The following is a 12,848-nucleotide window of genomic DNA, read 5'->3' on the forward strand; positions in this document are numbered from 1 at the left end:
ACCGGGTGTTTTGGGGCACCCGGTGCACCGGGTCAGTTCTGCGGGAGGGGCGTGCTGCCGCGTTCGGCGAGCATGCGGGTCATGAGCTGGGACTCACCGGACTGGGTTTGGGCCATGCTGGCGGCCAGGGTGCGGATGGCGTCGGTGTCGGCGCGCTGGGCGGCGTATTCGATCATCGGCATGCCGCCCTGGTGGTGGCGCAGCATGAGCTGCAGGAACAGGACGTCCTGGGCGGCGCCGGTGGCCTGGCGCAGGGCGGTGAGTTCCTGGTCGGTGGCCATGCCTGGCATGGTGGCGACGGGGCCGGAGTGTTCCGAGGCGCCGCCGTGATGGGAGGACGAATCGGTCATCCAGCCCATGTAGCCATTGGCGCCGAGCATGGGCTCGTTCCACAGTTGCAGCCAGCCCTGCATGCGGCCGGCCTGATTCTGCTGGGTGGTGAGGATGTCGTAGGCCAGACGCTGCACGGCCGGATCGCTGGTGCCCGCCAGCGCGATGGCCGACATTTCGACGGCCTGGGTGTGATGCACCGACATGTCTTGGGCGAAGCCGATATCCACCGGGCCCGGCGCGGCCGTGCCCTCCTCGAGCGGATTGCCGACCAGCACGCCGGCGAGGAAGGCGAGCAGGACGACGCCGATCACGCCGAGCACCAGCAGCGCGGGCCGCTGACTGCGGCGCGGCTGCTGATCCGGCTCGGCGGTGGGCTCGGGCTCGCTGCTGAAGTCCTGCACGTCGGAGACCAAGGGTGGCATCACTGTCCCGGAGCCGGCTGCTGGGCCGGCTGCTCGGCGCCTTCGCTCGGCACCGGGATCTGCGGGACGCCGCCGGGGATCTCGGTCAGGCCGCCGAGACCGCCCAGGCCGGGAATGGTGCCCGGCGAGAGGCCGCCGCCCAGCTCGGACTGATCCTGCGAGGCGCCCTTGCCGTTCATGGGCACCGCGTCCGGACCCGGCGCGCTCGGATCGAACGCCGGCGGGTTGGCGGTGTCGAAGGTCGGATTCGCGCAGCTGGCACCGACTTCCGGATAGGTGTTGCTGTTCAGCCGCAGATCCTTGATGAACTGATCCACCCGCGAATCGGTGGCCGAGTCCAGCTTCAGCTGATGGCCCCACGCCTGCAGCGAGATCGGCTTGTCCAGGCCCGGGTACGGCGACATCAGCGTGTAGGGCTGACCGTCGACCTTCTTCTTCAGGGTGTCGATGCTCGCGGCATCCACCTTGTCCGGGTTGTAGGTGATCCACACCGCACCGTGCTCCAGCGAATGCACCGCGTTCTCGCTGCGAATCGCCTTGTCGTACACGATGCCCGTGCACGCCGCCCACGAGGAGTCGTGCGGACCGCCGAAGGCCGGGGCCTGGTCGTAGGCCACCCGCTGCGTGGACGCCACGTGCAGACCTGCCTCGTAGTCCTTCTTCACGATGCCGTCGATATACGCCGACGGATTCTTGAGCTCCTGCTTCTCGTGGTACTTCGGCACGAGATACCAGGCGATGCCGCCGATGAGCCCGACGATGACCACGACCGCGCCGATGGTCAGCCAGGGAATATTGCGTTTCGTGGGCAGCTTGCCACCACTACCCTTGCGAGTGGAGGGGGCGGACTTGCCCGCGGCCTTGATGGCCTTGGCCGACTTGGCACTGGTCCTGCTCGGCATAGCTTGTTGTGCTCTCTTCGACGTATCGGACAATCGATCGGTGCGGCGCACAGTTTGCTGGGCGCCTGCCCGGTAGGTGCCCGCGCGCGGCGTTCACCTGCTCAGACCATAGGATAGTGACTCGTGACTCCAGCTGACCTTGCAGATCTCCTTCGCGCGACCGCGGCGAAGGTACTTGTCGAACGCGGATCCGACCCTGCGGTCCTGCCCGACGAGGTCAAGGTGGAGCGTCCCCGCAACCCCGAGCATGGCGACTATGCCACGAATTTGGCGATGCAGGTAGGGAAGAAGGCGGGAATGAACCCGCGCGATTTCGCGAACCTGCTGGCCGAGGCGCTGTCGGCGACCGAGGACATCGAGGTCGCCGAGGTCGCCGGTCCCGGCTTCCTGAACATCCGGCTGGCCAAGGCCGCCCAGGGCGCCATCATCGAGAAGATCCTCGCCGCGGGTGCGGACTACGGCACCGGCGCGGCCCTGAACGGCACGAAGATCAATCTGGAATTCGTGTCCGCCAACCCCACTGGACCCATTCACCTGGGCGGCACCCGCTGGGCCGCGGTCGGTGACGCGCTCGGCCGGATCCTGAGCGCGCAGGGCGCGGACGTCACCCGCGAGTACTACTTCAACGACCACGGCGCGCAGATCGACCGTTTCGCGAACTCGCTGGTCGCCGCCGCCACCGGACAGCCGACCCCCGAGGACGGCTACGCGGGCGCGTACATCAACGAGATCGCCGACACCATCGTGCGGGCGCACCCGGATGCGGTGAGCCTGCCCGCGGACGAACGGCACGAGCTGTTCCGGCGCGAGGGCGTCGAGCTGATGTTCGCGCAGATCAAGCAGACCCTGCACGAGTTCGGCGTCGACTTCGACGTGTACTTCAACGAGAGCTCGCTGTTCGAATCCGGCTCGGTCGACAAGGCCGTCGAGGAGCTCAAGGCGACCGGCAACCTCTACGAGAAGGACGGCGCCTGGTGGATCGCCAGCACCGAGTACGGCGATGACAAGGACCGGGTCGTCATCAAGAGCGACGGCAAGTCCGCCTACGTCGCCGGTGACATCGCCTACTTCGAGAACAAGCGGGCGCGCGGATTCGACCTGTGCATCTACATGCTCGGCGCGGATCACCACGGCTACATCGGCCGCCTGAAGGCCGCGGCCGCCGCGACCGGCGACAACCCGGACACCGTCGAGGTGCTCATCGGCCAGATGGTGAACCTGGTGAAAGACGGTGCGGCGGTGCGGATGTCCAAGCGCGCGGGTACCGTGGTCACCCTCGACGACCTGGTCGAGGCCATTGGCGTGGACGCCTCGCGGTACTCGCTGGTGCGCAGCTCGGTCAACACCAGCATCGATATCGATCTGGGCCTGTGGACCAAGCAGGACACCGAGAATCCGCTCTACTACGTGCAGTACGCGCACGCGCGCACCACTGCCATTCTCAAGAACGCCGAGTCTTTCGGATTCGATTCGGTCACACCGGATTTCAGCCTCTCCAGCTCCGATCGGGAAGGCGAGCTGATCCGTACCCTGGGCGAATACCCGCGCGTGGTGGCCACCGCCGCCGAAATGCGGGAGCCGCACCGGATCGTCCGCTACCTCGAGGAACTGGCCGGCGTCTATCACCCCTTCCAGTCCGATAAGGACATGCGGGTGCTCCCGCTGGGCGACGAGCCCGTCAGCGCCCTCAATGCCGCTCGCCTCGAGCTGGTCAAAGCCACCCGTCAGGTTCTCGCCAACGGCCTCGGCCTGCTAGGCGTTTCTGCTCCGGAGCGTATGTAAATGAGTGCCCACCCCGCCGGACCCCGCCACGCGGACATCCCGCACGCCCCGAATCTGCCGGAGCGCCCGAGCGATCCGAAGCAGATGATCGAGCTGCCCGCCAATGTGTGGCCGCGCAATGCCTCCCGCGACGCCGACGGCGTGGTGCGCCTGGCCGGTGTGCCGGTGCACGAGCTGGCCGCCGAATTCGGCACCCCGCTGTTCGTGGTGGACGAGGACGACTTCCGTTCCCGCTGCCGCGATATGGTCACCGCCTTCGGTGCGGGCGCGCGAGTCCACTACGCCTCCAAGGCCTTCCTGTGCGGCGAGATCGCCCGCTGGATCCGCGACGAGGGCCTGCACCTGGACGTCTGCTCCGGCGGCGAGCTGGCGGTGGCGCTCAACGCCGGTTTCCCGGCCGAGCGAATCGCCCTGCACGGCAACAACAAATCGGTGCCCGAGCTGGAGACCGCGGTCGCGGCCGGCGTCGGCGACATCGTGCTCGACTCGCTCATCGAGATCGAGCGCCTGGAGGCCGTCGCCAAGCGAGCCGGCAAGATCCAGGACGTCCTGGTCCGCGTCACCGTCGGTGTGGAAGCCCATACCCACGAATACATTTCGACCGCGCACGAGGATCAGAAGTTCGGCTTCTCGATTGCCAGCGGCGATGCCATGCAGGCCATCGCCCGCGTCTTCGAATCCGACAACCTGCGCCTGGTCGGCCTGCACTCGCACATCGGCTCGCAGATCTTCGAGATCGACGGCTTCGAGATCTCCACCCGCCGCATGCTGAGCCTGCTGCGCGAGGCCGCCGACAAGTTCGGCATGGAGCGCGCAGCCCAGATCAATGTGCTGGATCTCGGTGGCGGCCTGGGTATTTCGTACCTGCCGCACGACGATCCGCCGGCCCTCGGCGATTTCGCCGCCAATCTGCGCCGCATTGTGGCCGAGGAGGCCGAGCGCGCGGGCCTGCCCATGCCGACCATTGCCGTCGAGCCCGGCCGCGCCATCGCCGGACCGGGCACCGTAACGCTCTACGAGGTCGGCACTATCAAGGACGTGGTGCTCGACGGCGGCAACCGCCGCCGGTACGTGAGCATCGACGGCGGGATGAGCGACAACATTCGTCCCGCCCTCTACCAGGCGGAGTACGACTGCCGCCTGGTGTCCCGGACCAGCGACGCCAATCCGGTCGTGGCTCGGGTCGTCGGAAAGCATTGCGAGAGTGGGGATATCGTCATCCGCGATACCTGGCTCCCGGCCGATGTCGGCCCGGGCGACCTGGTGGCGGTGGCCGCGACCGGCGCGTACTGCTACTCGATGTCGAGCCGCTACAACATGCTCACCCGGCCCGCCGTGGTCGCGGTACGAGACGGCAAGGCGCGCTTGATTCTTCGCCGCGAAACGGTGGAGGACCTACTCAGCTTGGAGGTGAATGCATGACCGAGGTAGTCAAGAACGGTGTGTGGGGATCGGATCATCCGATCGGTATCGCCGTCCTCGGCATGGGCACGGTCGGCACCGAGGTGGTCCGCATCATTCGCGAGCACGCCGAGGACCTGTGCAATCGCGTCGGCGCGCCCGTCGTGCTGCGCGGCGTCGCCGTCCGCGACCTGAACAAGGACCGCGGCCTGCCGGCCGAACTGCTCACCACCGATGCCGAAGCCCTCATCGCCCGCGACGACGTCGATATCGTCGTGGAGGTCATGGGCGGCATCGACCCGGCCCGCGCCCTGATCAAGTCCGCGCTCTCCGCGGGCAAGTCCGTGGTCAGCGCGAACAAGGCGCTGCTGGCCGATCACACCGGCGAACTGGCCGCCGCGGCCGAATCCAACCGCGCCGACCTGTACTTCGAGGCCGCCGTGGCCGGTGCCATCCCGGTGCTGCGCCCGCTCATCCAGTCGCTGTCCGGCGACCGGGTCAACCGCGTGGTCGGCATTGTCAACGGCACCACCAACTTCATCCTCTCCGCCATGGCCGAGACCGGCGCCGACTACGGCGACGTGCTGGCCGAGGCCACCCGCCTGGGCTACGCCGAGGCCGATCCGACCGCCGATGTCGAGGGCTTCGACGCCGCCGCCAAGGCCGCCATCCTGGCCTCGGTCGCCTTCCACACCCGCGTCACCTCCGGCGATGTCTATCGCGAGGGTATCTCCAAGATCACCGCCGAGGATCTGGAGACCGCCGCCGCCGTGGGCTGCACCGTGAAGCTGCTGGCCATGGCCGAGCGCGTTACCGACGAGGGCGGCAAGGAGTCCATCTCGGTGCGCGTCTACCCGGCGCTCATCCCGCGCAAGCACCCCCTCGCGGCGGTGTCCGGCGCGTTCAATGCCGTGGTCGTGGAGGCCGAGAACGCCGGCCGCCTGATGTTCTACGGCCAGGGCGCCGGCGGCGCGCCGACCGCGTCGGCCATCATGGGCGATCTGGTCATGGCGGCGCGCAACAAGTTCTACGGTGGTCGCGCCCCGGGCGAATCGGTTTATGCTGAGCTGCCGATCGCGTCGATCGGCGACACCCCGACCCGCTACCACGTGAACATGCAGGTCGCCGACCGCACCGGTGTGCTGGAAGCGGTGGCCGGCGAATTCGCCAAGCACGGTGTCAGCATCTCGACGGTCCGCCAGGAAGGCGCCGACGAAGGCGCGCGCCTGGTCGTGGTGACCCACCACGCGCAGGAATCGGCCCTGGCCGATACCGTGGCCGCGTTGGCCGAGCTGGACTCCGTCACGTCCGTGACCAGTGTTCTGAGATTGGAAGGCACCGAGGAATGAGCACCACTGCACGGGTGGCCGTGCATACCCCGTGGCCCGGTCTGATCACCGCGTACCGGGATCGCCTCCCGGTCCCGGCCGACTGGGAACCGGTCACGCTGTTCGAGGGCGGCACCCCGCTGGTGCCCGCGCACCACCTGTCCGAGCTCACCGGCTGCGAGGTCTACCTCAAGGTCGAGGGCGCGAACCCCACCGGTTCGTTCAAGGACCGCGGCATGACCATGGCCATGACCGACGCCAAGTATTCCGGCAAGAAGGCCGTGCTCTGCGCCTCCACCGGCAATACCTCGGCCTCGGCCGCCGCCTACGCCACCCGCGCCGGGCTGCGCTGCGCGGTGCTCATTCCGCAGGGCAAGATCGCCATGGGCAAGCTGGCCCAGGCGGTCATGCTGGGCGCGGAGATCATCCAGGTCGAGGGCAACTTCGACGACTGTCTCGAGCTGGCCCGCAAGGTCACCGCCGACTTCCCCGAGGTCGGCCTGGTGAACTCGGTCAACCCGGCCCGCATCGAGGGCCAGAAGACCGCGGCCTTCGAAATCGTGGACGCGCTCGGCAAGGCCCCGGACGTGCACTGCCTGCCCGTCGGCAATGCGGGGAACATCACCGCGTACTGGAAGGGCTACAGCGAGTACCACGCCGACGGCATCACCACCTCGCGTCCGCGCATGCTGGGCGTGCAGGCCGCCGGCGCCGCGCCGCTGGTCAACGGCGCCCCGGTCAAGGATCCCGAGACCATTGCCACCGCCATCCGGATCGGCGCGCCCGCGTCCTGGAACGGTGCGATGAACGCCAAGGAAGAGTCGGGCGGCGCCTTCCGGGCGGCCACCGACGAGGAGATCCTCGCGGCGTATCGCCTGGTCGCGTCGAAGGAAGGCGTATTCGTGGAGCCCGCGTCGGCGGCTTCGGTCGCCGGTCTGCTGGCCGCGCACTCCGAGGGCTGGCTGGATCGCGGCCTGACCGTGGTGTGCACCGTGACCGGCAACGGTCTGAAGGACCCGGACACCGCGCTGCTGGGCATGCCCGAGGTCAAGCCCATTGCCGTCGACCCGGTGGCCGTGGCCCGCGAACTCGAGCTGGCCTGACCTTGAATTCGCGCGACAGTCAGCAGCTGATGACCCGGACCCTGCCCGCCGGTCTCACCGTCACGGTGCGGGTCCCGGCCTCCAGCGCCAATCTGGGTCCGGGATTCGATTCCCTCGGAATCGCTTTGGGGCTGTACGACGAGATCGTGGTGTCCACCACGGACTCCGGGCTCACCATCAAGGTGGAGGGCGAGGGCGCCGACGATGTGCCCTGGGGCCCTTCGCATCTGGTGGTGCGCGCCATCGAGCGCGGCCTGCAGGCCGCGGGCGTCTGGGCGGACGGCCTGGACGTGGTGTGCCGCAACGTCATTCCGCATTCGCGGGGACTGGGATCGTCGGCCTCGGCGGTGGTCGGCGGTCTGGCCGCCGGCCGCGGCCTGGCCGGGAAATTCGATCCGGAACTGGCCTACGGCGATGAGGTGATGGTGCAGCTGGCCTCGGAGTTCGAGGGGCATCCCGACAATGCCTCGGCCAGCATTCTGGGCGGAATCGTGGTGTCCTGGACGGAAACCGACCGCCCCGCCGATGCGAACGGCGCGTCGGATCACCATCTGCGCGCCTATCACGCGGTGCGCCTGGACCCGCATGCGTCGCTGCGCCCCGTGGTGCTCGTCCCCGAGGAGCGTTCCTCCACCGCGCACACCCGCGGCCTGCTCCCGGAGATGGTTCCGCACACCGACGCGGCCTTCAATGCCAGCCGCTCGGCGCTGGCGGTAGTCGCCTTGACGCAGCGCCCTGACCTGCTGCTCCCCGCCACCGCGGACCGGCTACACCAGGGCTACCGCGCCTCGGCGCTGCCGCTCACCACGAAATGGATCGAGCGCCTGCGCGCCGCCGGCATCGCCGCCACCGTGTCGGGCGCCGGTCCTACCGTGCTGGCCCTCGGGACCAGCGAATTTCCCGAAGAACTGCGTGAACTCGCCGTCGCGGACGGACTTCGCGTCATAGAACCCGGCATTGCCGACGGCGTATTGGTGGATTGACAGCGCGCCTGCCTTGCCGATGTACAGGTCGAGAGCTATCCTGAGCGAGTCCGTACATCGTGCGCGTCAGACGCCGGTGCTTCATCAGGGCAAATCGCTCCAGAGGCTCCTTGCTCAGGCTCGAGGCTTGAGGCTCGAAACTTGGGGGTAGCCAGTCAACTGGAATGATCTCTCCCACCCTGTCGTTCGATGAGCACTAGCACTTGGTGGTGAAGCCCACTCGGTGGCCAAGCCGCCGACCGGCGAGACAGGCGATACGGCATCCGAATCGGGCAGGAGACCCGATTGCAGGAGGAACCCTCGAACAGGCACACGGCAGTCGAGGGAAGGAAAGGATTTCCGTGACAGATACGGACCTGCTCGCGACACCTGGGGTGGAAAGTAATTCGCCTTCCCCAAGCCGCGAAAGTGACTCCGGACAGATTTCGAAGATGAGCGAACAAACTGACGTCGCACGATCGGGGCTGACTGGAATGTTGTTGCCGCAGTTGCGTGCGCTTGCGGGAGAGCTCGGTATCCGAGGCACTTCCGGGATGCGTAAGGGTGATCTCATCGCCGCCATCAAGGAGAACCAGTCCGGCGGCGCCAAGGCGACCGCGGCGGGCGCCAAGCCCGCGCGGAACCAGAACGAGGCCAAGGGCGGTAAGGCCGCCAAGGCCGAGGCCGCGCCGGCCGGTGGGGAGTCCGCGTCGGCCAAGGCCGACGTGCCGGCCGAGAAGCCGGCCAAGAGCGAGGCCCCCGCGAAGACCGAGGCCGTGGCGAAGACCGCGCAGCCGACCTTCGAAAACCGCGAAAACACCGCCGAGACGCGCGAATCCAAGCGCGAGGACGCCGGCGACAATGCGCGCGCCGAGGGCGGCGAGGACAGCCGCGAGGGTGGCCAGCGTGGCCGCGGACGGCAGCGCCGGGGCCGCGAGCAGCGGGCCGCCGCCGCGACTGCCAACGCCGAGAACGCGGCCGAGTCCGCCGGTGAGAAGGCGGAGCAGGAGGGCGGCGAACGCCGTCGCGACCGCAACGACCGCCAGCAGGGCGAGCGCAATCAGCAGGGCGGCCGCCAGCAGGGCGGCAACCAGCAGAACCAGAACGGCACCGCGCGTCGCGACGACCGCAATGACGACGACGAGGAAGGCGGCCGCGGCCGCCGGGGCCGTCGCTTCCGCGAGCGTCGCCGCGGCCGGGACCGCGACGGCGGCGCTGCCGGTGGCGAGGCCCGCGAGCTGGAGATCCGCGAGGACGACGTCCTGCAGCCGGTGGCCGGCATTCTCGACGTGCTCGACAACTACGCGTTCGTGCGCACCTCCGGCTACCTGGCCGGCCCGAACGACGTGTACGTGTCGATGAACCTGGTGCGCAAGAACGGCCTGCGCCGCGGTGACGCCATCACCGGCGCGGTCCGCGCGCCGCGCGAGGGCGATCAGTCCAACCAGCGCCAGAAGTTCGATCCGCTGGTGCGGCTGGACACGGTCAACGGCTCGGATGTCGAAAGTGCCAAGCGCCGACCGGAATTCAGCAAGCTCACCCCGCTGTACCCGAACCAGCGCCTGCGGCTGGAGACCCAGCCCAACAAGCTGACCACGCGCATCATCGACCTGATCATGCCGATCGGCAAGGGTCAGCGCGCCCTGATCGTGTCCCCGCCCAAGGCGGGCAAGACCACGATCATGCAGGACATCGCCAATGCGATCGCGACCAACAACCCCGAGTGCTACCTCATGGTCGTGCTGGTCGACGAGCGTCCGGAAGAAGTGACCGATATGCAGCGCTCCGTGCGCGGCGAGGTCATCGCCTCCACGTTCGACCGGCCGCCGAGCGATCACACCTCGGTCGCCGAGCTCGCCATCGAGCGGGCCAAGCGCCTGGTGGAGATGGGCCAGGACGTCGTCGTGCTGCTCGACTCGATCACCCGACTGGGTCGCGCGTACAACAACTCGTCCCCGGCCTCGGGCCGAATCCTTTCCGGTGGTGTGGATTCCACCGCGCTGTACCCGCCCAAGCGGTTCCTCGGCGCGGCCCGCAATATCGAGAACGGCGGCTCGCTCACCATCATCGCGACCGCGATGGTGGAGACCGGCTCCACCGGTGACACGGTCATCTTCGAGGAGTTCAAGGGCACGGGCAATGCCGAGCTCAAGCTCGATCGCAAGATCGCCGAGCGCCGCGTGTTCCCGGCGGTGGACGTCAACCCGTCCGGCACCCGCCGCGACGATCTACTGATGTCGCCGGACGAGGCGGCGGTGCTGCACAAGCTGCGGCGCGTGCTGTCCGGTCTGGACTCACATCAGGCGATCGACCTGCTCGTGGATCGGCTCAAGAAGACCAAGAGCAATGTCGAGTTCCTGATGACGGTCTCCAAGACCGCACCGGGTGCGCTCGACGAATGAGTTCGAGGCTCATATAGATCGAAGACTTCGGCCCCGCTTCGGCGGGGCCGAAGTCGTATTGCCACCGGTTTCGGGCTGTAGAAGAACAGTCCGATCAGCGCCGCGCCGTAGACCATGGATCCCAGGATGGTCGCGGTCACGACGCCCGGCCCAACCCCGGGCGCCGTGACCGCTGTGTAGGTGAGTGTGCCGTCCCCGGGCGGTGGGACAGGGTTCGGGACAAGGGGTCCCACCGCATTACCGGACTCCCCGGGAGCGAGGCACCAGCCCAGTGCCACCGTCAGGCTCAGCATTGCCAGGACCACCCCCGCGACGATCTCCGCACGCCGCCTACTCGCCCCTCCGGCTTCGGCGTGCGCGTCGGGGACTCGCGTCCCGATCGTCGCATCCTTCCTGGTCACAGCTGTCCTTCCGGTAGATATCCGGGCTCTCACCTGGTCGCTACTCTATGAACACTGCTGTTCGCATTCCTGAGTAGCGGGCTACTCGACTTCCAGCCTGGCTCGAGCCCGGGAAATATGCGTGCCCGTAGTTTCTTGGGGGAGGGGTTAGGGACAAACCCGACTAATCCCATGTTTCCGGGCGGCGGGTATCCCGCGCATCCACCGTGAGAACTACCCCCGGTCAGGGTCGGGGCTCAGGGTGAGGCCCGGGGAATAAGGGGTGCCGGGCAGCGTTTATACTGGTCCGTCGGCAACCATGCCTAAAGTCGGTTCCGGTTCACGTCATCGTTCGATTGGCGACCCGGGGCCTGTGAAAGGACACCCATGAAGGCAGGAATTCACCCCACGTACGTGGACACCACGGTCGTGTGCGGCTGCGGCAACACCTTCCAGACCAAGAGCACCAAGGAGTCCGGCCAGATCACGGTCGAGGTCTGCTCCCAGTGCCACCCGTTCTACACGGGCAAGCAGAAGATTCTGGACACCGGTGGCCGCGTGGCTCGCTTCGAGGCCCGCTACGGCAAGCGCACCAAGGCTGCCAAGTAGCTACCCCGCCGACGCCCGTCCTGCGTTTCCGCAGGCCGGGCGTCTGTGCGTTTCCAGGGAAGTTATCTTGATCCAAGCCTGAACAAAGGAGCACTCGCGATGGCCGACAACACTGCGGCCCCGTCCGCGATCGACGACATCCTCGCCGAATACGCCGGTCTGGAAACCCAGCTGGCCGATCCGGCGCTGCACAACGACCCGGGCGCGGCCCGGCGCGTGGGCAAGCGGTTCGCCGAACTCGGACCCGTGATGTCCACCTACAACAAGCTCAAGTCCGCGCGCGAGGATCTGGCCGCCGCCAAGGAGCTCGCGGCCGACGACGCCTCGTTCGCGGCCGAGGTGCCCGGACTGGAGGCGCAGGTCGAAGAGCTCGACAAGGCGCTCACCGATCTGCTCGCCCCGCGCGACCCGCACGACGGCGACGATGTCGTGCTCGAGGTGAAATCCGGTGAGGGCGGCGAGGAATCGGCGCTGTTCGCCGCCGACCTGGCCCGCATGTACATCCGCTATGCCGAACGCCACGGCTGGAAGGTCGAGGTGCTCGGCATCACCTACTCCGACCTGGACGGCTACAAGGACGCCACCTTCTCCATCCGCAGCAAGGAACCCAGCCGCGACGGCGTGTGGTCCAAGCTCAAGTGGGAGGGCGGCGTGCACCGCGTGCAGCGCGTGCCGGTCACCGAATCCCAGGGCCGCATCCACACCTCGGCCGCGGGCGTGCTCGTCTACCCGGAGCCCGACGATGTCGAGGAGGTGCAGATCGACGAGAAGGATCTGCGCATCGACGTCTACCGCTCCTCCGGAAAGGGCGGTCAGGGCGTCAACACCACCGACTCCGCGGTCCGCATCACCCACCTGCCCACCGGCATCGTGGTGACCTGCCAGAACGAGCGCTCCCAGCTGCAGAACAAGGCCCGCGCCATGCAGGTGCTCGCCGCCCGCCTGCAAGCCGCCGCCGAGGAGGCCGCCGAACAGGAGGCCGCCGCCGGCCGCGCCTCGCAGATCCGCACCGTGGACCGCTCCGAGCGCATTCGCACCTACAACTTCCCGGAGAACCGCATCGCCGATCACCGCATCGGCTTCAAGGCGCACAATCTGGACTCGGTGCTCGCCGGCAATCTCGACGATCTGTTCACCGCACTCGGGGAGGCCGACCGCGCCGCCCGCCTCGCCGCGGAGTGAGCCCGGGTAGCTCGTACCCCGCGAGCCGCCAGGGCATTCGTG

Annotated in this window: 10 protein-coding genes; 8 read left to right on the plus strand and 2 right to left on the minus strand. The window is 68.0% G+C overall.

The window, feature by feature from the left end; genetic code table 11:
* Nucleotides 1-32: 32 nt before the first annotated feature.
* Together ACYQ5L_RS06695 and ACYQ5L_RS06700 are read right to left on the minus strand one after the other, a co-directional pair.
* Complete coding sequence (locus ACYQ5L_RS06695) at nucleotides 33-755, minus strand: DUF305 domain-containing protein (protein WP_459956309.1); 723 nt, start codon at nucleotides 753-755, stop codon at nucleotides 33-35.
* Nucleotides 755-1,657 carry a DUF3105 domain-containing protein gene (locus ACYQ5L_RS06700; protein WP_459956311.1) on the minus strand — a complete coding sequence of 301 codons (903 nt, stop codon included), beginning with the start codon at nucleotides 1,655-1,657 and terminating at the stop codon, nucleotides 755-757. The genes ACYQ5L_RS06695 and ACYQ5L_RS06700 overlap by 1 nt, the downstream gene beginning before the upstream one ends.
* Nucleotides 1,658-1,780: 123 nt before the next feature.
* Here ACYQ5L_RS06700 and argS point away from each other — a divergent pair, with 123 nt between their 5' ends.
* The 8 genes from argS (at nucleotide 1,781) to prfA (ending at nucleotide 12,806) form a co-directional block, all read left to right on the plus strand.
* Nucleotides 1,781-3,439 (plus strand): arginine--tRNA ligase, encoded by a 1,659-nt coding sequence (argS, locus tag ACYQ5L_RS06705; protein ID WP_459956312.1) that lies wholly within the window; start codon nucleotides 1,781-1,783, stop codon nucleotides 3,437-3,439.
* Nucleotides 3,440-4,861 carry a diaminopimelate decarboxylase gene (lysA, locus tag ACYQ5L_RS06710; RefSeq protein WP_459956313.1) on the plus strand — a complete coding sequence of 474 codons (1,422 nt, stop codon included), beginning with the start codon at nucleotides 3,440-3,442 and terminating at the stop codon, nucleotides 4,859-4,861.
* A complete protein-coding gene (locus ACYQ5L_RS06715) occupies nucleotides 4,858-6,189 on the plus strand; it encodes a homoserine dehydrogenase (protein ID WP_459956316.1) in 1,332 nt (443 codons plus the stop codon). Before lysA ends, ACYQ5L_RS06715 begins: the two co-directional genes overlap by 4 nt.
* Nucleotides 6,186-7,271 carry a threonine synthase gene (thrC, locus tag ACYQ5L_RS06720; protein ID WP_459956318.1) on the plus strand — a complete coding sequence of 362 codons (1,086 nt, stop codon included), beginning with the start codon at nucleotides 6,186-6,188 and terminating at the stop codon, nucleotides 7,269-7,271. The genes ACYQ5L_RS06715 and thrC overlap by 4 nt, the downstream gene beginning before the upstream one ends.
* Nucleotides 7,272-7,300: 29 nt before the next feature.
* A complete protein-coding gene (gene thrB, locus ACYQ5L_RS06725) occupies nucleotides 7,301-8,254 on the plus strand; it encodes a homoserine kinase (protein ID WP_459956320.1) in 954 nt (317 codons plus the stop codon).
* Between the two features lie 473 nt (nucleotides 8,255-8,727).
* Nucleotides 8,728-10,635: a transcription termination factor Rho gene (gene rho / locus ACYQ5L_RS06730; RefSeq protein ID WP_459963342.1), complete on the plus strand. Its 1,908-nt coding sequence runs from the start codon at nucleotides 8,728-8,730 to the stop codon at nucleotides 10,633-10,635.
* A gap of 767 nt (nucleotides 10,636-11,402) precedes the next feature.
* Complete coding sequence (rpmE, locus tag ACYQ5L_RS06735) at nucleotides 11,403-11,624, plus strand: 50S ribosomal protein L31 (RefSeq protein ID WP_379200269.1); 222 nt, start codon at nucleotides 11,403-11,405, stop codon at nucleotides 11,622-11,624.
* 99 nt (nucleotides 11,625-11,723) lie between these two features.
* Entirely contained in the window at nucleotides 11,724-12,806 is a 1,083-nt protein-coding gene (gene prfA / locus ACYQ5L_RS06740) for a peptide chain release factor 1 (RefSeq protein WP_459956322.1), read from the plus strand.
* The last annotated feature ends 42 nt before the right edge of the window (nucleotides 12,807-12,848 follow it).

This window comes from Nocardia sp. IFM 10818, from assembly GCF_054655275.1.